The sequence below is a fragment of the Mesorhizobium sp. M7A.F.Ca.MR.176.00.0.0 genome, assembly GCF_004023165.1.
Classification (GTDB): domain Bacteria; phylum Pseudomonadota; class Alphaproteobacteria; order Rhizobiales; family Rhizobiaceae; genus Mesorhizobium.
In genome coordinates this window covers 31,121-54,888 of sequence record NZ_RZTC01000003.1, presented here as the reverse complement: position 1 = coordinate 54,888, position 23,768 = coordinate 31,121, and the positions used below count along the sequence as shown (strand labels likewise).

The window sequence follows — 23,768 nt, the reverse complement described above, 5'->3', positions numbered from 1 at the left end:
CCGGAGCCAATTCAGGACGGGAAACCGCTTCACACTTTTCCTGGAATTGCGCTCTTCGTTTGACGCAATTCCTAACAGAAAACCGCTTCACACTTTTCCTGGAATTGCTCCGGGATCAACCATCGGGCAGAATGACAAATGAGTGTGCATCCTATCCAGCAAGCACCCACCGACGGCGACGCGATCGATCGGCTGGTGGCATCTCATCAGCCAGGTCACGGCCTGGTGCGTGCCTTCTATCATGATCCGGCGATCTTCGAGCGCGACATCGAACGTGTTTTTCGCCGCCATTGGCATTGCCTGGCCCATGCCAGCGTTATCCCGAACCCCGGCGATTTCGAGCTGTTCAAGCTGGGCGACGAGGCGGTCATCCTGACACGCGGCATGGATGGCACCGTGCATGCCATGCTCAATGTCTGCCGCCACCGTGGTGCCGAGGTCTGCACCAAGGAGAAGGGCAATGCGAAGATGTTCGTGTGCCCCTACCACGCATGGGCCTATTCCAATGACGGATCCTTGCGTGCCGCGCGCCTGATGCCAAAGGATTTCGACCGCTCGGCGCACGGGCTGAAGAAGCTTCATGTCCGCGTCGCTTCCGGGCTGGTCTTCATTTCCTTCGCCGAGACGCCGCTCGATTTCGATCCGATCGAACAGTCGCTGCGCACGAGCTGCGGCCAATATGGCTGGGGCGACGCCAAGGTGGCGTATCGTCAGTCCTATCCGCTCGACGCCAACTGGAAGCTCGCCGTCGAGAACTATGTCGAATGTTACCATTGCGGGCCGGCGCATCCGGAATATTCGCAGACGCATGCGCTGGAAAAACCGGCCGAGATGATCGAGCAACTCAATGCCGCGATGGAGCAACGCACCTGCGCGCTCGGCATCGAGATCGGCAGCGCCAACCGCTGGCAGAACTCGGCCGCCGGACAGGAGGCGATCCACACTTTCCGCTATGCGCTCTATGACGGCGTTTCCAGCGGCAGCAAGGACGGCTCGCCGGTCGCGCCGCTGATGGGCCGTTTCACCGACTATGATGGTGGCGTGACATCGATCCATCTTGGCGGTACGACCTTTCTCGTCTGTTATCCCGATCACGGCATGATCTATCGTTTCATCCCGAAAACAGCTGGTACCTGTGAGATGGAGCTGATCTGGCTGGTGCGCGGCGACGCGGTCGAGGGCCAGGACTACGATCTGGAGAAGCTGACCTGGCTGTGGAAGGTCACCACCGAAGAGGACAAGAAGATCATCGAGCACACCGCGCGCGGCGTGCGCTCGCACTATTTCGTGCCCGGACCGATCGCGCCGATGGAATACAACGAACTGCGCTACATCGGCTGGTATCTCGAGGAGATCAGCCGGGCCTGATCGGCTCGGCTGCCGCAGGGGATCAGGCAGATCTTGCCTTTCGCGTCATTCCGCGCTGAGCCCGTATCGGTCGACGACTTCAGCGTTGATGAGCTTGGCATGCAGCGTCATCAGCACGATCTGCGCGTCGAGACTGTCGCCGGTTTTAAGCGCCGCCTCGATGCGACGCTCGGCTTCCAGCGTCCGCTCATGGCCATTGGCTTGCTCGAAGGTTTCGGGACCCGCGATGCAATAGCTGCATAATTGTGCCACAGACGCATAGGTGCCCGGCGGCGGCTCGTCGGGCCAGCGATCCTTCATCAGGTTGACGATGGTAAGCTTCACGCCCTCCGGCACAAGGGCTGGATGCAGATCGGCGCCGCGCAAGGCATCGTCGAGCTGCCTCAAGTCGCCCGAACGGCCGAACATTCCGAGGAAGCCGAGGGAAGAGCGCCGTCCGGCCATGATGTTTCCTTCCGTTTCCAGCCCACTTAGGTGGTGGGCAAGCGGATTACAAAGGCGGTGCTGTCTAACCAGCCGCCGCCAGCAAGACCCCTGCAAGGGCGGATAGCGCGAGTGCCGGCAGCATGCCGACTTTCAGCTTCAGGATGGCGACCATGGCGGCTACGGATAGCAAGGCCGCACGCCAGTCGATGGACGAAAGCACCGGCACGTTCATGCCAAGCCCCGTCGCGTGCACCTCACGGAAAATGACATGCAAAGCAAACCATAGGGCCAGATTCATGATCACCCCAACAATTGCGGCGGTGATAGCGCCCAGTGCGGCCGACAATGCCTTGTTGCCGCGCAAGGCCTCGATGTAGGGCGCCCCGAGGAATATCCAGAAGAAGCAGGGCGTGAACGTCACCCACAGGGTGAGCAGCGCCCCCAGCGATCCGGCAAGTAACGGGTCGAGCGAGCCGGAATGGCGGAACGCGGCGATGAAGCCGACGAACTGCAGCACCAGGATGAGCGGTCCTGGCGTCGTTTCTGCAAGTCCAAGACCGTCCACCATTTCACCCGGCGCCAGCCAGCCGAAGGACTGGACGGCTGCCTGCGCGACATAGGCGAGCACCGCATAGGCGCCACCGAAGGTGACGACAGCCATCAGGCTGAAGAACCGGCCTATCTCGGTCCAGACGCTTGCGGAGCCGGTGAACCACCAGATCAAAAGAACAGGCCCGAGCCAGATCGGCAGCCAGATGGCGAGGGTGCGCGGCGCGTGCCATTTGGTCGGTTTGACATGGGCCAGTTCGCCACGCTCGAACATCAGGTCGACCGCTCCCTTGGAGTCGGCAACACCGTCCTTGGCATGGGCCGAGCCGGAAAACAGGCCGGGAGCAACGCGGTCCCCCAGCCATCCCGTCAGGCCGGCGAGAAGGACGATGAGCGGAAACGGCACATTCAACGCATAGATGGCAATGAACGCCGCGACCGCGATCGACACCATGACCCGGTTCTTGAGGGCGCGTCGCCCGATCCGGATCACCGCCTCGATGACAATGGCGAGCACCGCCGCCTTCACCCCGAAAAACAGCGCCGCGACGAGCGGCATGTCGCCATAGAGGACGTACAGGCTGCTCAAGGCGAGCATGACAAGCGCGCCCGGCACGACGAACAGGATGCCGGCGACAAGGCCACCGGCCGTCCTGTGCAGCAGCCAACCGATGTAGATGGCGAGTTGCTGGGCTTCCGGGCCAGGCAGCAGCATGCAGTAATTCAACGCATGCAGGAAACGCCGTTCCCCGATCCAGCGCCGCTCCTCGACCAGTTCCTTGTGCATCAGCGCGATCTGCCCGGCCGGTCCGCCAAAGCTGAGCAATCCGATTTTCGCCCAGACCTTCGTGGCTTCCGCGAAGGTCGGCGCAGCCGGCGGCTCGACGGTCACCGCCTTATTGTCGGGGACAAGAATGGTCATGACGGTTTACCTGCAGCGGGCCAGTTGTGCGTTTCTTCGGTGGCGTCGCGACACCAGCGGAAGAACGCGTCGTAGAGCAGCATGCCTGCTTCCAGTTGTTCCAAATCGTCGCGGAACATACGCGACAGACCGAGCGAGGCAGCCAGAAAACCGGCCGCCTGGGGCACCAGGTCGAGGCTTGCGGTGTCGGCCGCGCGCACGATCAACGCCAGGCGATCGAGCGCCCCGGATTCCAACCCGAACTCCTCGATCATGGTGTCGAAGGTGCAGCGTTCGCCGCGATGGCTCCAGAACACATTGTCGATGTCGAACGGCACGGCCTGAAAGCGGTCGGCAACAGCCAGCACTTCAGCGGGTTCGACAAACAGGAACACCGCATCAGGGTCGAGGAAACGCCGGATCAGCCATGGGCAAGCGATGCGGTCGACCTTCGGGCGGGATCGCGTCACCCAGACGGTGGCGCCCTTTTCATTGCGTGGCGGCAACTTGGCGGTGCGGACCAGAAGCCCCCCGGCATCGCGCCAGGCCTCAAAGCCGCCTTCAAGGGATTCGGCTGATATCCCCTCATGGCGCAGCCATGCGACGACGCCTTGCGAGAGCTTTTGCCCCTTCTGGCAGACGACGGCCACCGGCTTGCCGGCGAATGCAGCGGCCCAAGTCGAAACGGTTTTGAAATCGCGCCGGCACGAGGCCGGCAACAGGCGCGGATCGGCGTCGAAATCTTCATCTATGCGAACATCGACAATGACAGGTGCACCCGGCAGACCTATGAGCCGGGACAATTGCGGTGCGGTGATAGCGGTTGTTGACGGCATGGCGTCCACCTCCTGAAAAGAGAAGCTTGGACGCGAACGTTGGGCTGACGCCTCACGGGGTCGTCGCGATGCACCCCTTGTCATGATGGTGGATTTGTTGGGCGCGCTTGTCAAGGACGGTGACCGTTCTCGACCTACCCGGCCGGGATGCAACACACTGACCGGAAAACCGACGGCGGCCTGATTTGATCAAGCCGCCATCCGTCGATCCAGAATCAATGATTGTCCCGCGGCACGCCGCTGGTGTGCGCGACATCCTGGTATTTCACCGCCGGCTTCAGCACCATTCCCTCCGAGAACTGCGCGACCATGCCGCGCTGGATCTCCTGCCAGGGTGTCTGGTGCTTGGGATAGTGGAAGCCGCCATTGTTCTGCAACTCGGCGCGGCGCCGGGTGATCTCGTCGTCGGTGACGAGGATGTCGGCCGTACCCTTGCGCAAGTCGATGCGGACACGATCGCCCGTCTTGAGCAGCGCCAGTCCGCCGCCAATCGCCGCTTCCGGCGAGGCGTTGAGGATCGAGGGCGAACCCGACGTGCCCGACTGGCGGCCGTCACCGATGCAAGCGAGCGCGTGGATGCCCTTCTTGATGAGATAGGCCGGCGGCTGCATGTTGACGACCTCGGCACCGCCGGGATAGCCGACCGGGCCAGCGCCGCGCATGAACAGGATGGTGTGTTCGTCGATGCCTTGCGCCGGGTCGTCGATGCGGGCGTGGTAATCCTCCGGCCCGTCGAAAACCATGGCGTTACCTTCGAAAGCCTCGGGATCCTTGGGGTTGGAGAGATAGCGTTCGCGGAATTCCGGCGAAATGCCGCTGGTCTTCATGATCGCCGAATCGAACAGATTGCCCCGAAGATTGATGAAGCCGGCATTGGCCTTCAGCGGCTTGGCGACAGAGCGGATGACGTCGGGATTTTCGTTGGCAACGCCCTCGCTGTTCTCACCGATCGACTTGCCGTTGACGGTGCGCGCGCCGGGATGCGGCAACAGCCCGCCCTTCATCAGTTCGGCGATGACCGCCGGCACGCCGCCGGCATGATGGTAGTCCTCGCCGAGATATTCGCCCGTCGGCTGCAAATTGACCAGCAGCGGCACATTGAGGCCGACCGTCTGCCAGTCGTCATTGTCGAGCTTGACTCCAAGGTGGCGGGCGATGGCGTTGAGATGGATAGGCGCGTTGGTCGAGCCGCCAATGGCCGAATTGACGACGATGGCGTTCTCGAAAGCCTCTCTCGTCATGATATCGGACGGCTTCAGATCCTCATGCACCATCTCGACGATGCGTTTTCCGGTCTCATAGGAAATCTGGCCGCGCTCGCGGTAGGGCGCGGGAATGGCGGCCGAGCCCGGCAACTGCATGCCAAGCGCCTCGGCCAGCGAGTTCATCGTGGTGGCGGTGCCCATGGTGTTGCAATAGCCGGTGGACGGCGCCGACGAGGCGACGATATCCATGAACTCGTCATAATCGATCTCGCCGGCCGACAGGCGCTGGCGTGATTCCCAGACGATGGTGCCGGAGCCGGTGCGCTTGCCCTTGTGCCAGCCATTGAGCATCGGGCCGACCGACAGGGCGATCGCCGGGATGTTGACGGTGGCCGCCGCCATCAGCAGGGCCGGTGTCGTCTTGTCGCAACCGATGGTCAGCACGACGCCATCGAGCGGATAGCCGTAGAGCACCTCGACAAGGCTGAGATAGGCAAGGTTGCGGTCAAGTGCCGCGGTCGGGCGCTTGCCGGTCTCCTGGATCGGATGGCAGGGAAACTCGAAAGGAATGCCGCCCATCGAGACGATGCCTTCGCGCACACGCTTGGCGAGTTCGATATGGTGACGGTTGCAAGGCGACAGATCCGAGCCGGTCTGGGCGATGCCGATCAGCGGCTTGCCGGACATCAATTCGGCGCGCGTCAGACCGTAATTGAGATAGCGCTCGAGATAGAGCGCCGTCATGCCCGGGTTGTCGGGATTGTCGAACCACTCCTGCGAGCGAAATTTTTTCTTATGGGTGGGGGCGCCTGCCATCATGGTCTCCGTATTTGTAAGACAAATCGATATGGCAACGCGCGGGAGCAGGCAAGAGGGCGTGCGGTCGCAACCGGACTTTGGTGCGATAGACACGCACCGAGCCGTGCGTTACGGGTTCGGGCAGTCTTGTCCGGGAGGTTTTCATGGCTTTGGTGATCGAAGGCGAGGAGCGCATTGCCGCACCGCTGCAAAAAGTGTGGGAAGCGCTGAACGATCCCGAGGTCTTGAAGGCGACGATTCCCGGCTGCCAGAGCCTGGAGATGAAGTCGCCGACCGAGATGGCGGCGACCGTGGTGGTGAAGATCGGACCGATCAAGGCGACGTTCAAAGGCGAAGTGACGCTGAAGAACCTGAAGCCGCCGCACTCCTACACCATCCAGGGCGAAGGCAAGGGCGGCATTGCAGGATTCGCCAAGGGTGGCGCCGACGTGACGCTGACGGCGGATGGACCCGACGCCACGATATTGAACTACGCGGCCAAGGCCGATGTCGGCGGCAAGATCGCACAACTCGGCAGCCGCCTGATCGAATCGACCTCGAAGAAACTGGCTGGACAGTTTTTTTCCAGCTTTGGCGAGAAGGTCGGCGCGGCCTAGGCTGCAGCACGGCGGCGCCTGCTATTCAAACACAATACTCGGCACGGCAGCAGCAGCCGCACCACGCTCTTCGTTGACCCGGTCCCAAACCTTCGAGGCGATGTCGCGGTAGATTTTCGCCTCGGCGCCGTCAGGCTTGGAGACGACAACCGGGGTGCCGGCATCCGAGCTTTCGCGAATGCCCATCTCGAGCGGCACTTCGCCGAGGAAGGTGACGCCGAGGCGCTCGGCCTCGCGGCGGGCGCCGCCATGGCCAAAGATGTCGTAGCGCTTGCCGGTGTCCGGGGCGATGAAATAGCTCATGTTCTCGACGATGCCGAGCAACGGGACGTCGACCTTCTTGAACATGTTGAGGCCTTTTCGCGCGTCGATCAGGGCCAGGTCCTGTGGGGTCGAGACGATGACGGCACCAGCCAGCGGCACCTGCTGGGCCATGGTCAGCTGCGCGTCGCCAGTGCCGGGCGGCATGTCGACGACGAGCACGTCGAGACGGCCCCATTCGACCTCACGCAGCATCTGCGTCAGCGCCGACATCACCATCGGGCCGCGCCAGATCATCGGGGTTTCCTCGTCGACGAGGAAACCCATCGACATCACCTTCAGGCCGTAATTCTCCATCGGTTTCAGGACCTTGCCGTCGACGGTCTGCGGCCGGCCGTGGATGTTGAGCAGCCTGGGCATGGACGGTCCGTAGATGTCGGCATCCAGCACGCCGACGCGCAGGCCGTTGGCGGCGAGGCCGAGCGCGATGTTGACGGCGGTGGTCGACTTGCCGACGCCGCCCTTGCCGGAGGCGACCGCAATGATCGCCTCGATACCGGGCACGCCACGCTTGCCCGGTATCGAGGCGGGCGCGTGCGGAGCCGCACGCGGCGCGGCAGTAGCGGGCGCAGCCGGCGGAACGGGCCTGGGTGCGGCGCGCGACGGAACCGGCGCCTCCATGCCGCCGCCCTTCTTCTCGGCCGTCAGCGCGACGACGGCGCCGGCGACACCGGGGATCGCCTTGACGACGCGCTCGGCGGCGGCGCGCAGCGGCTCCATTTCCTGGGCACGGGCGGCGGGAACGGTAATCGAGAAGAAGACCTTCCCGTCGGCGATGAAAATTTCCGAAACCATGCCGAGGTCGACGATGTTGCCGGTAAAATCCGGCCCGTTGACTGTCTTCAGACGCTCGGTGACGATTTCCTTGGTGACGGACATGGCAGTTTTTCCTTACGCAGCTTGCGCCTGAGATGCAGCTTGCACCTGAGATAATGCAGTTTCCGGACAGAACCAAGCCGTGGAGCAATGGCTGCCTTGGCGTGCCTGGAAAAGCGGCGGGTCCTGTCGGATTTCATCCGCGCCAAACGTCTTCCAGATAATCGAGCGCCGATGCGGCCAACAATCAGGTCAAGCGACAGTCGTCAAACGATCGCGGCGACCTATTTCGGTGACCAGCACGGGGTCGACAACCAGGAAAGGAGACCATCATGCTCGCAAACAGCAATGCAACGGCCAATCTCGCGGTGAAGGATCTCGCGAAAGCCAAGGCTTTCTATGAGGGAACGCTTGGCCTGAAACAGGTGCACGATGAGGGCGGCGAACTGATCGTCTACAAAAGCGGCGATACCACCCTCAACGTCTATCATTCTCAATTTGCCGGAACCAACAAGGCGACAGCGGTAACCTGGATGGTTGGCGACGAGATCGGCAACATCGTCAAGGAACTGAAGTCGAAGGGCGTCGCCTTCGAGCACTATCAGATGCCGGGCTTGACGCTGGAGGGCGATCTCCACGTCGGTTACGGAATGAAGGTCGCCTGGTTCAAGGACCCGGACGGCAACATCCTGAACCTTGTGGACAGGTAGATTTCTTTACGTCACCTCGCCAGGCCAACCGCGAGGTAGGTGAGCGCTGAAATCAAAGCGGTGGCCGGCAAGGTGACGATCCAGGCAATGACGATATTGCCGGCAATGCCCCAGCGCACGGCCGAGACGCGGCGGGCGGCGCCGACGCCGATGATGGCGCCAGTGATGGTGTGCGTGGTCGATACGGGAATGCCGAGCCAGGTCGCCGCAAACAGCGTGATCGCCCCGCCGGTCTCGGCGCAAAAACCCTGCATCGGGTTCAGCCGGGTGATCTTCGAGCCCATGGTGTGGACGATGCGCCAGCCACCGAACAGGGTGCCTAGCGCCAGCGCCGCCTGACAGGTGAGGACAACCCAGAGCGGTACATGGAAAGTCGCGCCGAGCATGCCTTGTGAATAGAGCAGCACGGCAATGATGCCCATGGTCTTCTGGGCGTCGTTGCCGCCGTGCCCGAGGGAATAGAGCGAGGCGGAAAAAAACTGCATGACCCGGAACGTGCTGTCGACCGCAAACGGCGTCTGGCGCACGAAGAGCCACGAGACGACAAGAATCAGGACGAGCGCCAGGATAAAGCCGGTCGCCGGCGACAAGACGATTGCCGCAACCGTCTTGCCAAGCCCGGTCCAGACGATGGCGCCCACGCCTGCCTTGGCCACACCGGCGCCGACCAGGCCGCCGATCAGCGCATGTGAGCTACTCGAAGGGATGCCGGCGATCCAGGTGACGATGTTCCAGACGATGGCGCCGACGAGGGCTGCAAAGATCACCGCCGGGGTGACGATGCTGACGTCGATGATACCTTTGCCTATGGTCTCGGCAACGTGGAGGCCAAAGAACATGAAGGCGATGAAATTGAAGAATGCCGCCCACAGCACCGCATATTGCGGCCGCAGCACCCTGGTGGAAACGATGGTGGCGATGGAATTGGCGGCATCGTGCAAGCCGTTGAGAAAGTCGAAGAACAGTGCGACGCCGACGAGGCCGACCAGCACGGGAAAGGCAATGGTGGCTTCCATCACCTAGACATTCTCAATGACGATGCCGCTGATCTCGTTGGCGACGTCCTCGAAGCGGTCGACCACTTTTTCCAGTTGGCCATAAATCTCGCTGCCGATCATGTACGCCATCGGATCGCTGCTGCCGTGCTTCCTGAAGAGATCCTTCAGCCCTTGCTCGTGCAGGTCGTCGGCCCGGCTTTCGACGCGCATCACCTCTTCGGCGATGGCGTTGAGGCGCACCGTGTGCGTCGCGACCTTGTTGAGCAGCGGGATCGCCTCGGCCACCAGCTTGGCGGCGGCGACGATGACGCCACCCATTTCCTGCATCAGCGGATCGAATTCCTTGCGCTCGAACAGCTTCACCGTCTTGACCGTCTTGTGCATCATGTCGATGGCATCATCCATCGACTGGATCAGGTCCTTGATGTCGCCGCGATCGAAAGGCGTGATGAAGGAGCGCCGCACCGCCAGCAGGACTTCCGCGGTGATGTGGTCGGCCTCATCTTCGAGATCGACGATTTTCTGGCACCAGAGGTCGATATCCCTGCCCTGGAGAAGCTGCTCCAGCGCCTCGGCGCCGCCGACCACGGTGCGCGAATGTCGTTCGAACAGGTCGAAGAAGCGATCTTCGCGCGGCAGAAGCTTGCGGAACCAGCCCAGCATGGTCGATCTCCCAGTTTCATCCACATAGCGCCGCATCGCGCCGCGGGAAACAGGTAGCCGGCTTAAAGGTGTGGATGCAGGGCAATTGTGCATCGCGCTTGCGGTAAGGCGCGATTTCCCCGACCTTGCAGCGAACCACCGGAAAGATCGCATGATCGACAAGCTGGAATTCTTCATCGCGCTCGCCAGGGAGGAGCATTTCGGCCGAGCGGCGGAGGTATGCGGCGTCACCCAGCCGACGCTCTCGGCCGGCATCAAGCAGTTGGAGGGCCAGCTTGGCGTCATGCTGGTTCTGCGCGGCTCACGCTTCCAGGGGCTGACGCCGGAGGGAAAACAGGTGCTGGTGTGGGCACGCCGCATCGTCGGCGACACCAGGACCATGCGCGAGGAAATGCGCGCGGCGCGCCACGGACTTTCGGGCCGTATCCGCATCGCCGCCATTCCGACGGCGCTCGCCATGCTGCCGCGGCTGACGACGCCGTTTCGCGAAAAGCATCCAGGCGTCACCTTTTCGGTGCTGTCGCGGACCTCGATCGAGGTGCTGTCGCTGCTCGGCAATTTCGACATCGATGCCGGCATCACCTATCTCGACAACGAGCCGCTGGGGCGGGTGACCAGCGTGCCGCTCTATGACGAGCGCTATCAATTGATCACCGCGATGGGAAATCCCTATTCCGACCGCGACAAAGTGACATGGGCGGAGCTCTCAAGCCTGCCGCTATGCCTGTTGACGCCAGACATGCAGAACCGCCGCATCATCGATCAGCATCTGGCCGAAGCCGGCGTGCAGGTGCGGCCGACGCTGGAATCCAATTCGATGATCGTGCTGTTTTCGCACATCCGCACCGGCAAATGGTCGTCGATCATGCCACTCAACCTTGCGGAAACATTCGGTTTTTCCGAGCCGATCCGGGCCATTCCGATCGTCGAGCCAGACGCCAGCCACACGGTCGGCCTGGTGGCGACACCGCGCGAACCGCACACACCTTTGGTCTCGGCGCTGCTGGACGAGGCAATGGCGCTGGCGGACGATTTCCACGCCAACCGTTCCGCTAGACAGAGTTAGCCGAACGGAGCGATAGAAAATTTCTATCGTGCAACGAAACCGCTTTATTGATTTCAGAGGTTTTCTCTGGTTTCTTAAGCACTTAGCGATAAAGCGGCACGCGCATGTCGTTGTTCCAAAACAGCTTGATGCTTCTGGCCGATATGTATGGGTCGCTACGATAGGGAGGGCGCTGCATGACAATGCAGCCTGCAAGTACCGAGATCACGTCGCGCACGGCCGCGATCATCCAGGAGATGAAGGGCCTCGAAGGCCCGTTGCTGCCGATCCTCCACGGCATCCAGGAAGAGTTCGGCCATGTGCCCAAGGATGCGCTGCCGGTCATCGCCGAGGCGCTGAACATTTCCAGGGCCGAGGTGCACGGCGTCGTCAGCTTCTATCATGATTACCGCAGCCACCCGGCAGGCCGGCATGTGCTGAAGCTCTGCCAGGCGGAATCCTGCCAGTCGATGGGTTCGGACGCCATCGCCGCCAAGCTGAAGCAATTGCTGGGCATCGGCTTCCATGAGACGACCCGCGACGGTTCGGTGACGCTGGAGCCGGTCTATTGTCTCGGCCTGTGCGCCTGTTCGCCCGCCGCAATGCTGGATGGCGAGGTGATCGGGCGGCTCAATGACGAGAAGCTCGACGAGATCGTTGCAGAGGTGCGCTCATGATCCCGCGTATCTACATTCCCGGCGATTCCGGTGCGCTGGCGCTTGGCGCCGAAAAGGTCGCCAAGGCGATCGCCGGCGAACTCGCCGAGCGCGGCATCGAAGCCAAGATCGTGCGCAACGGGTCGCGCGGCGCCTATTTCCTCGAACCAATGGTCGAAGTTGCGACAGCGAACGGCCGCGTCGCCTATGGGCCGGTCAAGCCGTCCGACGTCAAAAGCCTGTTCGACGGCGGCTTCCTCACCGGCGGCCACCACAAGCGCTGGCTGGGCACGCCGGACAAGATCCCCTTCCTGGCCAAGCAGACGCGGCTGACCTTCGCGCGCTGCGGCGTCACGGATCCGCTGTCCCTCGAATCCTACAAGAAGCATGGCGGGTTGAACGGACTGACGAACGCGCTGGCACTGACGCCTGCCGACATCGTCGCCCAGGTTACCGAATCGGGCCTGCGCGGGCGCGGCGGCGCCGGCTTCCCGACCGGCATCAAGTGGAAAACGGTGCTCGATACCGCAGGCGACCGCAAATACATCGTCTGCAACGCCGACGAAGGCGATTCAGGCACCTTCGCCGACCGCATGATCATGGAGGGCGATCCGTTCGTGCTGATCGAAGGCATGACGATCGCCGGTATAGCCACGGGCGCGACCAAGGGCTTTGTCTATGTCCGCTCGGAATATCCGCATGCGGTGGCGGTGATGAACAAGGCCGTCGAGGTCGCCCGCAAGGCCGGCGTTCTTGGCGCCAGCGTGCTGGGTTCGCCCTACGCTTTCGACATGGAGATCCGGGTCGGCGCCGGCGCTTATGTCTGCGGGGAGGAGACGGCGCTGCTCGATTCGCTTGAGGGCAAGCGCGGCATGGTGCGCGCAAAGCCGCCGCTGCCGGCGCATAAGGGGCTGTTCGGCAAGCCGACGGTGATCAACAACGTCATCAGCCTAGCCTCTGTGCCCATCATCATGGACAAGGGTGCGGCCTTCTACAAGGATTTCGGCATGGGCCGTTCGCGCGGCACGATCCCGATCCAGATCGCCGGCAACGTCAAATATGCCGGCCTGTTCGAAGCCGCTTTCGGTATGACGCTAGGCGAAATCATCGACGATATCGGCGGCGGTACGGCCACGGGGCGACCGGTCAAGGCGGTGCAGGTCGGCGGGCCGCTCGGCGCCTACTTCCCGCGCGCGCTGTTCGACACGCCGTTCGATTATGAAGCCTTCGCGGCAAAGGACGGGCTGATCGGCCATGCCGGCATCGTGGTGTTCGACGACACCGCCGATATGCTGAAACAGGCGCGCTTTGCCATGGAGTTCTGCGCCATCGAAAGCTGCGGCAAGTGCACGCCCTGCCGCATCGGCTCGACGCGCGGGGTCGAGACCATCGACAGAATAGTCGCGGGCATCGAGCCGGAGAAGAACCTCGCTCTGGTCACCGACCTCTGCAACACGATGAAGTTCGGTTCGCTCTGCGCGCTGGGCGGCTTCACGCCCTATCCCGTGATGAGCTCGATTACCCATTTCCCCGACGACTTCAAGCCAGCGCCCGTGCGCGTGGCTGCCGAATAGGAACTGGCAGATGAACATCAAGGCCGACTTCCCCTCCCTCGTCGAAGAGATCGACTACGGAACCCCGCAATCGAAGGCGCAGAAGCAGGTCACGCTGAACGTCGACGGTCGCAGCATCACCGTGCCGGCAGGCACCTCGATCATGCGTGCCGCGATGGAAGGCGGGGTCGAGATCCCGAAGCTTTGCGCCACCGACATGCTGGACTCCTTCGGTTCGTGCCGTGTCTGCCTTGTCGAGATCGAAGGACGCGGCGGCACGCCGGCATCGTGCACGACGCCCGTCGGCGAAGGCATGATCGTGCGCACGCAGACCGAGCGGCTCGATGCCATTCGCCGCGGCGTCATGGAGCTCTACGTCTCCGATCATCCGACCGGCTGGAACGAACAGGCCGGAACCGGCGCGAGTGAGTTCGATGCGGTGGCGAAGTCGATCGGCCTGACCGAGAACCGCTACGGCATCGAAGGCCGCAACCACGTCAAGCCGGAAGGTGGCGTGGCGCCCGGCCATGGCTCGCTGGCGGTCGACTACATCGCCCGCGATGAATCCAACCCCTATTTCACCTATGATGCCTCGCAATGCATCGTCTGCTCGCGCTGCGTGCGGGCCTGCGAAGAGGTGCAGGGCACCTTCGCGCTGACCATCGAGGGACGAGGCTTCGAATCCCGGGTTTCGGCGGGGATGCACGAGGCGTTCATCGATTCGGAATGCGTGTCCTGCGGCGCCTGCGTGCAGGCCTGTCCGACCGATGCGCTGCGCGAGAAGACGGTGCTTGCCAAGGGCCTGCCGGAGCGCTCGGCTGTTACCACCTGCGCCTATTGCGGCGTCGGCTGCTCGTTCAAGGCCGAGGTGAAGGGTGACGAAGTCGTTCGCATGATGCCCTATAAGGAGGGGAAGGCGAACCACGGCCATTCCTGCGTCAAGGGCCGTTTCGCCTATGGCTACGCCACCCACAAGGACCGCATCCTGTCGCCGATGATCCGCGAAAAGGTCACCGACCCGTGGCGCGAAGTGAGCTGGGAAGAGGCGATCTCCCATACAGCGAAAGAATTCCGCCGCATCCAGTACCAGTACGGACGCACCGCGATCGGTGGCATCACCTCGTCGCGCTGCACCAACGAGGAAACCTATCTCGTCCAGAAGATGGTGCGGCAGGGTTTCCGCAACAACAATGTCGACACCTGCGCACGCGTCTGCCATTCGCCGACGGGCTACGGGCTCGGCCAGACCTATGGCACCTCGGCCGGCACGCAGGATTTCGATTCCGTCGACTTCACCGACGTCGCCGTCATCATCGGCGCCAATCCGGCTTCCGCTCACCCGGTGTTCGCCTCGCGGCTGAAGAAGCGGCTGCGCCAGGGCGCCAAGCTGATCGTGCTCGATCCGCGCCGCACCGAGATGGTCAAGTCGGCCCATATCGAAGCGGATTATCACCTGCCGCTGAAGCCCGGCACCAATGTGGCCGTGCTGACGGCGCTGGCGCATGTGATCGTCACCGAGGGCCTGTTCGACGAAGCCTTCATCCGCGAACGCTGCGACTGGACGGAGTTCCAGGATTGGGCATCGTTCGTAGCCTTGCCGGAAAACAGCCCCGAAACCGTCGGCAAATTGTCCGGCGTCGATCCAGAGCTGATCCGGGGCGCTGCGCGGCTCTACGCCACCGGCGGCAACGGCGCGATCTATTACGGCCTCGGCGTGACGGAACACAGCCAGGGCTCGACCACTGTGATGGCAATCGCCAATCTCGCCATGGCCACCGGCAATATCGGCCGGCCCGGCGTCGGCGTGAACCCACTGCGCGGCCAGAACAACGTGCAGGGCTCCTGCGACATGGGCTCCTTCCCGCACGAACTGCCGGGCTATCGCCACATCTCCGGCGAAGCCGTGCGCGATATCTATGAGACCTTGTGGGGCGTGAAGCTGGACGACGAACCCGGCCTGCGCATCCCCAACATGCTCGACGCCGCCGTCGACGGCAGCTTCAAGGGCATCTACATCCAGGGCGAGGACATTCTGCAGTCCGATCCCGACACCAAGCATGTCGCCGCCGGCCTTGCCGCGATGGAATGCGTCGTCGTGCATGACCTCTTCCTCAACGAGACGGCGAACTACGCGCATGTCTTCCTGCCGGGCTCGACTTTCCTGGAGAAGGACGGCACCTTCACCAACGCCGAGCGCCGCATCAACATGGTGCGCAAGGTTCTTGAGCCGAAGGCGCGCTACGCCGATTGGGAGGCGACGCAGGAGCTTGCCCGCGCGATCGGGCTGGACTGGAATTATCAGCACCCCTCCGAGATCATGGACGAGATCGCGATGACCACGCCGAGCTTCGCCGGCGTCTCCTTCGAGTTGCTCGACCGTGTCGGATCCGTGCAATGGCCCTGCAACGAGAAGGCGCCGCTCGGTACCCCGATCATGCACATCGATGCGTTCGTGCGCGGCAAGGGCAAGTTCATCCGCACCGAATATGTGGCGACGGACGAAAGGACGGGGCCGCGCTTTCCGCTGCTGCTCACCACCGGCCGCATCCTGTCGCAGTACAATGTCGGCGCGCAGACCAGGCGCACCGACAACAGCATGTGGCACTCGGAGGACCGGCTGGAGATCCATCCGCACGATGCCGAGAACCGCGGTTTGCGCGACGGCGACTGGGTCCGGCTGACCAGCCGATCGGGCGAGACGACGCTGCGCGCGCTGATCACCGACCGGGTGTCGCCCGGCGTGGTCTACACGACGTTCCATCATCCGGACACGCAGGCCAACGTCATCACCACCGACTTCTCCGACTGGGCGACCAATTGTCCGGAATACAAGGTGACGGCGGTGCAGGTCGGCGCCTCCAACGGACCGTCGGAATGGCAGCGCGACTATGACGAGCAAGCCAAGCAGAGCCGGCGCATCGCGTCTTTGCAGGCGGCGGAGTAGTCTTGAGCGCGCGCCGCAAAGCCACGACGCAGGTATCGCGGCTGGCGCACCGCGCGGTTGGGACGACGGCTGCCAACCGGATGGTGCCGGAAGAGACGCCGGTGGCGTTCTCCTTTGCCGGCACCACGCATGCGGTGATGATGGCAAGCCCGGCCGATTTCGAGGATTTCGCGCTTGGCTTCTCGCTGACCGAAGGCATTGTGGCTGCGCCGGAAGAGATCGAAGCGATCGAGGTCGAGGACCATGGCGCCGGCATCGACATTCAGATCCGGCTGAAGGACCGAGCCAACACACGTTTCGAAGCGCGGCGGCGAAGGCTCGCCGGCCCGGTCGGCTGCGGGCTTTGCGGCATCGAATCGATCGAGGAAGCAATGCGCTCGGTCGATGCGGTTGGTGCCTCAAGCCTTACGCTTGATGCCGACGACATCGCCCGTTCGGTCAAGCTTTTGTCCAAAGTGCAGCCGCTGCACACCGAGACCGGAGCGGTACACGCCGCCGGTTTCTATATGCCTGGCAAGGGCATCGTCATGGCGCGCGAAGATGTCGGCCGTCACAATGCGCTCGACAAGCTGGCCGGTGCGCTGGCCAAGGCCGGCATCGATGGCGCATCCGGTGCCGTCGTGGTGACATCCAGGGTGTCGGTCGAAATGGTGCAGAAGACGGCTTCCATCGGCTCGGCCTTCATCATCGCCGTCTCGGCGCCGACCGCCCTTGCCATCCGCACGGCGCAAGAGGCTGGCATGACGCTGGTGGCGCTGGTTCGCGGCGACGATTTTGATATTTTCACCCACCCCGACCGGGTGGTTTGCGGAGTTGCCAAGCATGTCGCATGACGAAGAACACATTATGAGCACCGCCGAGAAGCTGGTGCGCATGGCAAACCAGATCGCCGATTTCTTCCATTCCAAGCCGCGCGAGGAAGGCATTGCCGGCGTCGCCGAGCACATCAACAAGTTCTGGGAGCCGAGGATGCGGCGGCAGTTCTTCGAAATGCTGGACGACGGCACCGGGAACTTCAACGAGTTGGTGGTGGCCGCCTCCGCCAGGATCAGGCGGCCGATCACGCCGGCTGCGGCCGACCTCAAACTCGGACTCGAGCCCTCCCCTGCCGACGTCGCCGCCTCGCAGGAATAATCGCCAAGCCGCGCCGGCTTACATTCGTCATCGCTAAAGTTTAAGCTGCCGCATCCGCGCTGTTCTGCTATGGTTTGACGACCAGAAATCGTCAGGCCGGGGTGGAAATCTCGTGAGGCCGATCGAGACGCGATACGCCCGTAGCGGCGATATGAGGATCGCCTATCAGGTGGTCGGGCAGGGATCGCTCGATCTGGTCTTCGTGCCGGGCTTCATTTCCAACCTCGACCTGCACTGGGAAGACGAGGGCTATACCAGGCTCTTGAAGCGGCTTTCGGCATTCTCGCGGCTGATCCTGTTCGACAAGCGCGGCACGGGTCTGTCCGACCGCGTCGACGCGCATAACCTGCCCAGTCTCGAAACGCGGATGGACGATGTGCGCGCGGTTATGGACGCCGCCGGCAGCGGCCGTGCAGCCCTGCTCGGCTCCTCCGAAGGCGCGCCGATGGCGATGCTGTTCGCCGCCACCTATCCGGAGCGGACGCGGGCGCTGGCGCTCTATGGCGGCTATGCGCATTTCCACAAATGGGTGATGTCGCCCGAACGCCTCGACGCTTTCATCGAGATGGCGGAGACAGCCTGGGGCACCGGCGCCACTCTGCCCCATTTCGCGCCGAGCCGGGTCGACGACGCGCATTTCGCCCAGTGGTGGGCACGTTTCGAACGATTGTCGGCGAGCCCGACGGCGGCGGCGGCGCTGGCGCGCATGAACGCCGACGTCGACATCCGCCACATCCTGAACGTGATCAGCGCGCCGACGCTTGTGATTCATCGCCGCAACGATGCGCGGGTCGACCCCGATGCCAGCCGCTTCCTTGCACAGAAGATTCCCGGCGCCCGGCTGGTCGAGATTGCCGGACGCAACCATCCGATCTGGACCGGCGATGTCGACGGGGTGGCCGATCTGATCGAGGAATTCCTGACCGGCGAGCGCGCCGTAGGCGAAGTGGACCGCGTGCTGGCGGCACTTCTGGTGACACGCATCTACGATACGGCGCGGCTCGGCGACCGCATGTGGAGCGAACGCAGCCAACGCTTCCAGGAAACCTGGCGGCTGCTGGTCGGACGCCATGGTGGGCGCTCTGTGGGCCTGCATGGCGAGTTGATGATTTCGCGCTTCGACGGCCCGGCACGCGCCATACGCTGCGCGGCAGCCCTGCGCGAGGCGGCGCAGGAATCGGCGTGGCAAGCGCGCAAGGGGCGCATGTCGGCGAGATCGAAATGCGCGGTCCGCCCGTTGGGATGACCGCGCGGGTGGCGATGCAGTTGGCCGCCCATGCCGGCCCCGGCGACATTATCGCGTCGCGTCTGATCGCCGATCTGGCGGCTGGGTCGGGCCTGCATTTCACCGACGCCGGGCGCATCAGCGTCGACGAGTTGGAGGAGCCGCTGGCGCTGGTCCATGCGACGTCCGAACAGCATCTGGAACCCGCCTGCCGGCCCAAACCCAGGGTTGCCGAGCCGGCCGCATTGACGGCGCGCGAAAGCGAGGTGGTGAGCCTCGTCGCCGACGGCAAGAGCAATGCCGCGATCGCCGCCGAATTGAGGCTGAGCGAACACACGGTCAAGCGCCATGTCGCCAACATACTGCTCAAGCTGGACCTGCCGTCGCGGGCGGCGGCGGCGGCGTTTTCGGCCAGGCACCCTGGCCCGCACGGGCCATGAGAGCCATGGCGCTTTCGGGCGAAGCGGCCATGGGCGGGTCAGCGCTATCAATTCTCTCCATGCAGGCCAGGCGGATGTCGTCGGGAAAGGTGCTGCGAACGGAGGAGGAAATGCTGACGTCGAACCAAACACTCAAATCGCTTGCGATAGCGGCAGGGCGCCAGCGATGAGGAGATCAAGGAGGCGGTGGCGATGTCCGCGATCGTGCGCCACTGGCCGACGATGCTCAACGGCAGTCAGGTCGATCTGACGACCTTCAAGAAGCAGGCCGACGACGTGTTCGCGGCCGTCAAGGCGAAGTCGCAGTAACAACCACTGCCCGGCGACGAGCGCCGGGCAGCCCTTCGACCATCAACCGCCCGGTCGCAAGACGGGCCAATGGAGGATGACATGCTGACCAAGACCCAAACAGTGGATGGCGCATCGATCAAGAAGGCCATCGAAACCCGTGACGGCAAGATGCTGTCGAGCTTCTATGCCGACGACGCGCTGGTGCGGGTGATCGACCGCAACAACCCGCCGAGCAAGCCGCGCGAGATCCGCGGACGCGCGGCGATCACCACATTCTGGGACGACATCTGCAGCCGGGCGATGACCCACAAGGTCGACACCACCATCGCCGACGGCGACAGTCTCGCCTTCACCCAGGCCTGCGCCTATCCGGACGGCACCAAGGTGTTCTGCGCGGCGATGCTGGAGCTGAAGGACGGGCGGATCGCAAGGCAGACCGTCGTGCAGGCCTGGGACGAGTAGACCAACAGCCGGTGGATCAACCGCGGCCTGGGCCGCAAACCTGGAGGAGAAGACGATGTTCAGCGCCAGATGGCAGATCGACGCCAAGTTCGGACACAAGCAGACCGTGCTCGACCTGTTGAAGAAATGGGAACGCGAGATCGGCTCGCAGGTCGGCATCGACGAGTTGGAATTCCAGATCATGACCGGTTCGATCGGGGCGCGGGAGGCCACGGTCGAGTCCCATCACCAGGTCGAAAGCCTGGCCCAGTTGGAAGCGTTCTTCGCCAAGATCGGCAAGATCGACGCGCATGCCAAATGGGGCAAGGAGATGGAACCCTATGTCGTGTCGGGCACCAGCCTGTGGAATATTTATCGCATTGTGGAGTAGTGATTCTTCTCCTCGTTTCACGGGGAGAAGATGCCGGCAGGCAGATGAGGGGCGGAGCCCGCTTTGCCAGCGACGCGCTGCTCCTCATCCGGCCCTTCGGGCCACTTTCTCCCCGTAAAACGGGGAGAAGGGAAGGCGCTAGCTGTGAGCCACCATCACATGGCGCACGGCGGTGTAGTCTTCCAGCGCGTAGAGCGACATGTCCTTGCCGTAGCCGGACTGTTTCAGCCCGCCATGCGGCATCTCGTTGGTCAGCATGAAATGCGTGTTGATCCAGGTGCAGCCATATTGCAGGCGGGCGGCCGTCGCCATGGCGCGCGAGACATCCTTGGTCCACACCGATGACGCCAGGCCGTAGTCGCTGTCATTGGCCCAGTTCACCGCCTCGTTGACCTCCGAAAAACGGGTAACCGAGACGACCGGGCCGAAGACTTCGCGGCGCACGATCTCGTCTTCCTGCAGCGCGCCGGCAACCACGGTCGGCTGGTAATAGAAACCGGAACCCTCGCCCGGCCTGCCGCCGGTGGTGATCTCGATGTGCTTCAGTTCCGAGGCCCGCTCGACGAAGCTCGACACGCGGTCGCGCTGGCGGCGGGAGATGAGCGGGCCAATCTCGTTTTCAGTGTCGTCGGGACGGTTGTACTTGATGGTCGAGACGGCCGAGGACAGATCGGCGACGAGCTTGTCGTAGATCTTCTTGCCGGCGTAGATGCGGCAGGCGGCGGTGCAGTCCTGGCCGGCATTGTAATAGCCGAAGGCGCGCAGGCCGTTGACCACGGCACCGAGGTCGGCGTCATCGAAGACGATGACCGGCGCCTTGCCGCCGAGCTCGAGATGCGTGCGCTTGACCGACTTGGCGGCCGCCTGCAGCACTTTCTTGCCGGTGGCGACGTCGCCGGTGATCGAGATCATGTTGACCTTGGGATGATTGATCAGCGTGTTGCCGACGCTGTCGCCGCGGCCGAGCACGACGTTGACCACGCCCACCGGCAGAATATCGGCGAGGATCTTCGCCAGCTTCAGCGCCGTCAGCGGTGTCTGCTCGGATGGTTTGAAGACGACGGTATTGCCGCCGGCGATCGCCGGCGCCAGCTTCCAGGCCATCATCATCAGCGGGTAGTTCCACGGCGCGATGGAGGCGACGATGCCGATCGGATCGCGCCGGACCATGGAAGTGTGGCCGGGCAGATATTCGCCGGCGACGACGCCGGGCATCGAGCGAACGGCGCCGGCGAAGAAGCGGTAGCAATCGACGATCGCCGGGATTTCGTCATTGAGCACAGCGTTGATCGGCTTGCCGCAATTGAGCGCCTCGAGCGTGGCGAACTCCTTCGCGTCTGTTTCGATGCGGTCGGCGATCTTCAGCAAATAGCCGGAGCGCTGCGCCGGCGTGGTGCGCGACCACAAGACGAACGCCTGTTCGGCGGCGGTGACCGCCGCCTCGATCTGCGCCTGGCTGGCCTCGGGCAGGCTGAGGATGGTCGCCCCGGTCTTTGGATTGAGGATCGGTTCCTCGGTCTCGGTGCCCTTCTCGAATTTCGAGCCGATCAGCATCTGGGTGTCCATAAGGTTTCTCCTTGAACAGGAGCGAGTAGCGAGTAGCGAATAGCGAGTAGGTTTGACCGTCGATCTTCCCTATTCGCTATTCGCTACTCCCTATTCGCTGTTTTTCATTTCCCACTTCCGGCGATCTGGTCGCCGTCACGGGTGAGGTAATAGGCGGCAAGGATCGGCAGCAGCGTCACCAGCACCACGACCATGGCGACGACATTGGTGACCGGGCGCTGGCGCGGACGGATCAGTTCTTCCAGCATCCAGATCGGCAGCGTCTGCTGCTGTCCGGCAGTGAAGGTGGTGACGATGACCTCGTCGAAGGACAGCGCGAAGGCCAGCATGCCGCCGGCAAGCAAAGCCGTGGCGATGTTGGGCAGCACGACATGGCGGAAGGTCTGGAAACCGTCGGCGCCGAGATCCATCGACGCCTCGATCATCGATCCGGAGGTGCGGCGAAAGCGGGCGACGGCATTGTTGTAGACGACGACGACGCAGAAGGTGGCGTGGCCGAGCACGATCGTCCAGAACGAGAACGGGATATCGGCGAGCGAAAAGGCCGAGCGCAGCGCGATGCCGGTGATGATGCCGGGCAGGGCGATCGGCAGGATGACCAGCAGCGAGATGGTTTCGCGGCCGAAGAATTTTGTCCGCGACACCGCCGCCGAACAGAGCGTTCCGAGGACCAAAGCAATCGCAGTCGAGATCGAGGCAACCCTGACCGATAGCGACAGCGCCTGCCAGACATCCGGCCGGTTCCAGGTCACGGCGAACCATTGCGTCGTCAGCCCTGGCGGCGGCCAGACGAAGCTCTTCTCCTCGGTGGTGAAGGCGTAGACGAAGATCAGCAGGATCGGCAGATGCAGGAACAGCAGGCCGCAGGCGGCGGCTATCTTCAGGCCGAGCGGAGCCGACTGGGAACCATCAGAGCGCATCGAAGGCCCCCATGCGCTTGGCGCCCCAGAGGTAGAAGCCCATGATGACGATCGGCACCACGGTGAAGGCGGCGGCGAGCGGGATGTTGCCGGCGGTGCCTTGCTGCGAATAGACGGCCTGGCCGATGAACAGGCGCGAGGTGCCGATGATCTGCGGGATGATGTAGTCGCCGAGCGTCAGCGAGAAGGTGAAGATCGAACCGGCGACAATGCCCGGCAGGGCCAGCGGGAACAGCACGTTGCGGAAGGTCTGTCCCGGCGAAGCCCCCAAATCGGACGAGGCCTCGACAAGATTGCCGGGCACGCGCTCGAGCGCCGCCTGTACCGGCAGGATCATGAACGGCAGCCAGACATAGACGAAGACGATGAAGGTGCCGGTGAACGATACCGACAGCGAATTGCCGCCGACAATCGGCAGCGACAGCCATGCGTCGAGCACCCACAACAAATGCAGCTTGGCGAGCAGCCAGGTGAGGATGCCCTCCTTTGCCAGGATCAGCTTCCAGGCGTAGATCTTGACCAGATAGCTCGACCACAGCGGCAGCATGATGCCGAGATAGAACAGCGCCTTCCAGCGACCGCGCGCATAGCGCGCCGCGTAATAGGCGATGGGGAAAGCGATGACGGCCGAGGCCAGCGTGACCAGGGCCGCCATCGTCACCGTGCGCAGGATGATGTCGAGATTGGCGGCTTGGAACAGGTCGCCATAAGTCTTCAGCGTGAACTCACGGTTGATGAGGCCGGAAAACTCGTCGATGGAGAAAAAGCTCTGCGCCAGGAGCGCAAACAACGAGCCGATATAGACGATACCCAGCCACAGAACCGGAGGCAGCAGCATGAGCAGCAGCAGGACCTTCGGCTTGCGCCAGAAAAGGTCCGATAGCGCGCCGCGCAAGCCGCCGCTGCCGGGCAGGATGGCGGGCGCTGTTGCACGCATCATGGTGGCGTCGAGGC

23 protein-coding genes and 1 pseudogene are annotated in these 23,768 nt (G+C 63.2%); 14 read left to right on the top strand and 10 right to left on the bottom strand.

Annotated features, from left to right (window positions below; genetic code table 11):
• Positions 1–138: 138 nt before the first annotated feature.
• Positions 139–1,368: an aromatic ring-hydroxylating dioxygenase subunit alpha gene (locus EOB59_RS01905; RefSeq protein ID WP_128287520.1), complete on the top strand. Its 1,230-nt coding sequence runs from the start codon at positions 139–141 to the stop codon at positions 1,366–1,368.
• Positions 1,369–1,413: 45 nt separating this feature from the next.
• Here the strand turns inward: EOB59_RS01905 and EOB59_RS01900 are convergent, their stop codons facing one another.
• The 4 genes from EOB59_RS01900 to EOB59_RS01885 all read right to left on the bottom strand — a co-directional run bounded on the left by EOB59_RS01900 (position 1,414) and on the right by EOB59_RS01885 (position 6,101).
• Positions 1,414–1,812: a hypothetical protein gene (locus EOB59_RS01900; protein ID WP_128287519.1), complete on the bottom strand. Its 399-nt coding sequence runs from the start codon at positions 1,810–1,812 to the stop codon at positions 1,414–1,416.
• 64 nt (positions 1,813–1,876) lie between these two features.
• Entirely contained in the window at positions 1,877–3,265 is a 1,389-nt protein-coding gene (chrA, locus tag EOB59_RS01895) for a chromate transporter (RefSeq protein ID WP_128287518.1), read from the bottom strand.
• Positions 3,262–4,080: a chromate resistance protein ChrB domain-containing protein gene (locus EOB59_RS01890; RefSeq protein WP_128287556.1), complete on the bottom strand. Its 819-nt coding sequence runs from the start codon at positions 4,078–4,080 to the stop codon at positions 3,262–3,264. Before EOB59_RS01890 ends, chrA begins: the two co-directional genes overlap by 4 nt.
• A gap of 215 nt (positions 4,081–4,295) precedes the next feature.
• On the bottom strand, positions 4,296–6,101 hold the full coding sequence (locus EOB59_RS01885; RefSeq protein WP_023811496.1) for an IlvD/Edd family dehydratase: 1,806 nt from the start codon (positions 6,099–6,101) through the stop codon (positions 4,296–4,298).
• 146 nt (positions 6,102–6,247) lie between these two features.
• On the opposite strand from EOB59_RS01885, the gene EOB59_RS01880 reads away from it, so the two are divergent.
• Positions 6,248–6,700 (top strand): carbon monoxide dehydrogenase subunit G, encoded by a 453-nt coding sequence (locus EOB59_RS01880; protein ID WP_128287517.1) that lies wholly within the window; start codon positions 6,248–6,250, stop codon positions 6,698–6,700.
• A gap of 21 nt (positions 6,701–6,721) precedes the next feature.
• Here the strand turns inward: EOB59_RS01880 and EOB59_RS01875 are convergent, their stop codons facing one another.
• Complete coding sequence (locus tag EOB59_RS01875) at positions 6,722–7,900, bottom strand: Mrp/NBP35 family ATP-binding protein (RefSeq protein WP_128287516.1); 1,179 nt, start codon at positions 7,898–7,900, stop codon at positions 6,722–6,724.
• A 269-nt stretch (positions 7,901–8,169) separates the two neighbouring features.
• On the opposite strand from EOB59_RS01875, the gene EOB59_RS01870 reads away from it, so the two are divergent.
• Positions 8,170–8,547: a VOC family protein gene (locus EOB59_RS01870; RefSeq protein ID WP_027039668.1), complete on the top strand. Its 378-nt coding sequence runs from the start codon at positions 8,170–8,172 to the stop codon at positions 8,545–8,547.
• A gap of 11 nt (positions 8,548–8,558) precedes the next feature.
• On the opposite strand, the gene EOB59_RS01865 is transcribed toward EOB59_RS01870, so the two are convergent.
• Entirely contained in the window at positions 8,559–9,563 is a 1,005-nt protein-coding gene (locus EOB59_RS01865) for an inorganic phosphate transporter (protein ID WP_127317733.1), read from the bottom strand.
• Positions 9,564–9,566: 3 nt separating this feature from the next.
• Complete coding sequence (locus tag EOB59_RS01860) at positions 9,567–10,208, bottom strand: DUF47 domain-containing protein (RefSeq protein ID WP_127267007.1); 642 nt, start codon at positions 10,206–10,208, stop codon at positions 9,567–9,569.
• 151 nt (positions 10,209–10,359) lie between these two features.
• Between EOB59_RS01860 and EOB59_RS01855 the strand changes: the two genes are divergently transcribed.
• From EOB59_RS01855 to EOB59_RS01810, 11 genes and pseudogenes are all read left to right on the top strand, one after another.
• Positions 10,360–11,274, top strand: a complete 915-nt coding sequence (locus EOB59_RS01855; RefSeq protein WP_127267008.1) for a LysR family transcriptional regulator — start codon at positions 10,360–10,362, stop codon at positions 11,272–11,274.
• Between the two features lie 176 nt (positions 11,275–11,450).
• Complete coding sequence (locus EOB59_RS01850; protein WP_127317731.1) at positions 11,451–11,930, top strand: formate dehydrogenase subunit gamma; 480 nt, start codon at positions 11,451–11,453, stop codon at positions 11,928–11,930.
• Positions 11,927–13,483, top strand: coding sequence for an NADH-quinone oxidoreductase subunit NuoF (locus EOB59_RS01845; protein ID WP_128287515.1), 1,557 nt, complete (start codon positions 11,927–11,929; stop codon positions 13,481–13,483). Before EOB59_RS01850 ends, EOB59_RS01845 begins: the two co-directional genes overlap by 4 nt.
• A 10-nt stretch (positions 13,484–13,493) precedes the next feature.
• Complete coding sequence (fdhF, locus tag EOB59_RS01840) at positions 13,494–16,406, top strand: formate dehydrogenase subunit alpha (protein WP_128287514.1); 2,913 nt, start codon at positions 13,494–13,496, stop codon at positions 16,404–16,406.
• A 2-nt stretch (positions 16,407–16,408) separates the two neighbouring features.
• Entirely contained in the window at positions 16,409–17,239 is an 831-nt protein-coding gene (fdhD, locus tag EOB59_RS01835) for a formate dehydrogenase accessory sulfurtransferase FdhD (protein ID WP_128287513.1), read from the top strand.
• Entirely contained in the window at positions 17,229–17,540 is a 312-nt protein-coding gene (locus tag EOB59_RS01830; RefSeq protein WP_023811684.1) for a formate dehydrogenase subunit delta, read from the top strand. Before fdhD ends, EOB59_RS01830 begins: the two co-directional genes overlap by 11 nt.
• A 112-nt stretch (positions 17,541–17,652) precedes the next feature.
• The gene (locus EOB59_RS01825) at positions 17,653–18,786 is read left to right on the top strand and encodes an alpha/beta fold hydrolase (protein WP_245486500.1); all 1,134 of its coding nucleotides are present in this window, start codon (positions 17,653–17,655) and stop codon (positions 18,784–18,786) included.
• Positions 18,762–19,205, top strand: coding sequence for a helix-turn-helix transcriptional regulator (locus EOB59_RS35845; protein ID WP_245486499.1), 444 nt, complete (start codon positions 18,762–18,764; stop codon positions 19,203–19,205). The genes EOB59_RS01825 and EOB59_RS35845 overlap by 25 nt, the downstream gene beginning before the upstream one ends.
• A 156-nt stretch (positions 19,206–19,361) precedes the next feature.
• Positions 19,362–19,514, top strand: a pseudogene (locus tag EOB59_RS01820) (carboxymuconolactone decarboxylase family protein); the annotation flags it as partial.
• 81 nt (positions 19,515–19,595) lie between these two features.
• Positions 19,596–19,958 carry a nuclear transport factor 2 family protein gene (locus EOB59_RS01815; RefSeq protein ID WP_127267880.1) on the top strand — a complete coding sequence of 121 codons (363 nt, stop codon included), beginning with the start codon at positions 19,596–19,598 and terminating at the stop codon, positions 19,956–19,958.
• 55 nt (positions 19,959–20,013) lie between these two features.
• Entirely contained in the window at positions 20,014–20,328 is a 315-nt protein-coding gene (locus EOB59_RS01810; RefSeq protein ID WP_128287512.1) for a hypothetical protein, read from the top strand.
• 138 nt (positions 20,329–20,466) lie between these two features.
• Here EOB59_RS01810 and EOB59_RS01805 read toward each other — a convergent pair whose 3' ends face one another.
• From EOB59_RS01805 to EOB59_RS01795, 3 genes are all read right to left on the bottom strand, one after another.
• Positions 20,467–21,894 (bottom strand): gamma-aminobutyraldehyde dehydrogenase, encoded by a 1,428-nt coding sequence (locus EOB59_RS01805; RefSeq protein WP_128287511.1) that lies wholly within the window; start codon positions 21,892–21,894, stop codon positions 20,467–20,469.
• Between the two features lie 104 nt (positions 21,895–21,998).
• The gene (locus EOB59_RS01800; protein WP_127267883.1) at positions 21,999–22,814 is read right to left on the bottom strand and encodes an ABC transporter permease; all 816 of its coding nucleotides are present in this window, start codon (positions 22,812–22,814) and stop codon (positions 21,999–22,001) included.
• Positions 22,804–23,754 carry an ABC transporter permease gene (locus tag EOB59_RS01795; protein WP_197031622.1) on the bottom strand — a complete coding sequence of 317 codons (951 nt, stop codon included), beginning with the start codon at positions 23,752–23,754 and terminating at the stop codon, positions 22,804–22,806. The genes EOB59_RS01800 and EOB59_RS01795 overlap by 11 nt, the downstream gene beginning before the upstream one ends.
• Positions 23,755–23,768 lie beyond the last annotated feature (14 nt).

Excerpts from the sequence above, each read along its gene's own strand:
- EOB59_RS01905 (WP_128287520.1), top strand. The coding sequence starts at position 139 with ATGAGTGTGCATCCTATCCAGCAAGCACCCACCGACGGCGACGCGATC.
- EOB59_RS01900 (WP_128287519.1), bottom strand. The coding sequence starts at position 1,812 with ATGGCCGGACGGCGCTCTTCCCTCGGCTTCCTCGGAATGTTCGGCCGT.
- chrA (WP_128287518.1), bottom strand. The coding sequence starts at position 3,265 with ATGACCATTCTTGTCCCCGACAATAAGGCGGTGACCGTCGAGCCGCCG.
- EOB59_RS01890 (WP_128287556.1), bottom strand. The coding sequence starts at position 4,080 with ATGCCGTCAACAACCGCTATCACCGCACCGCAATTGTCCCGGCTCATA.
- EOB59_RS01885 (WP_023811496.1), bottom strand. The coding sequence starts at position 6,101 with ATGGCAGGCGCCCCCACCCATAAGAAAAAATTTCGCTCGCAGGAGTGG.
- EOB59_RS01880 (WP_128287517.1), top strand. The coding sequence starts at position 6,248 with ATGGCTTTGGTGATCGAAGGCGAGGAGCGCATTGCCGCACCGCTGCAA.
- EOB59_RS01875 (WP_128287516.1), bottom strand. The coding sequence starts at position 7,900 with ATGTCCGTCACCAAGGAAATCGTCACCGAGCGTCTGAAGACAGTCAAC.
- EOB59_RS01870 (WP_027039668.1), top strand. The coding sequence starts at position 8,170 with ATGCTCGCAAACAGCAATGCAACGGCCAATCTCGCGGTGAAGGATCTC.
- EOB59_RS01865 (WP_127317733.1), bottom strand. The coding sequence starts at position 9,563 with ATGGAAGCCACCATTGCCTTTCCCGTGCTGGTCGGCCTCGTCGGCGTC.
- EOB59_RS01860 (WP_127267007.1), bottom strand. The coding sequence starts at position 10,208 with ATGCTGGGCTGGTTCCGCAAGCTTCTGCCGCGCGAAGATCGCTTCTTC.
- EOB59_RS01855 (WP_127267008.1), top strand. The coding sequence starts at position 10,360 with ATGATCGACAAGCTGGAATTCTTCATCGCGCTCGCCAGGGAGGAGCAT.
- EOB59_RS01850 (WP_127317731.1), top strand. The coding sequence starts at position 11,451 with ATGACAATGCAGCCTGCAAGTACCGAGATCACGTCGCGCACGGCCGCG.
- EOB59_RS01845 (WP_128287515.1), top strand. The coding sequence starts at position 11,927 with ATGATCCCGCGTATCTACATTCCCGGCGATTCCGGTGCGCTGGCGCTT.
- fdhF (WP_128287514.1), top strand. The coding sequence starts at position 13,494 with ATGAACATCAAGGCCGACTTCCCCTCCCTCGTCGAAGAGATCGACTAC.
- EOB59_RS01830 (WP_023811684.1), top strand. The coding sequence starts at position 17,229 with ATGTCGCATGACGAAGAACACATTATGAGCACCGCCGAGAAGCTGGTG.
- EOB59_RS35845 (WP_245486499.1), top strand. The coding sequence starts at position 18,762 with ATGCGCGGTCCGCCCGTTGGGATGACCGCGCGGGTGGCGATGCAGTTG.
- EOB59_RS01815 (WP_127267880.1), top strand. The coding sequence starts at position 19,596 with ATGCTGACCAAGACCCAAACAGTGGATGGCGCATCGATCAAGAAGGCC.
- EOB59_RS01810 (WP_128287512.1), top strand. The coding sequence starts at position 20,014 with ATGTTCAGCGCCAGATGGCAGATCGACGCCAAGTTCGGACACAAGCAG.
- EOB59_RS01805 (WP_128287511.1), bottom strand. The coding sequence starts at position 21,894 with ATGGACACCCAGATGCTGATCGGCTCGAAATTCGAGAAGGGCACCGAG.
- EOB59_RS01800 (WP_127267883.1), bottom strand. The coding sequence starts at position 22,814 with ATGCGCTCTGATGGTTCCCAGTCGGCTCCGCTCGGCCTGAAGATAGCC.
- EOB59_RS01795 (WP_197031622.1), bottom strand. The coding sequence starts at position 23,754 with ATGATGCGTGCAACAGCGCCCGCCATCCTGCCCGGCAGCGGCGGCTTG.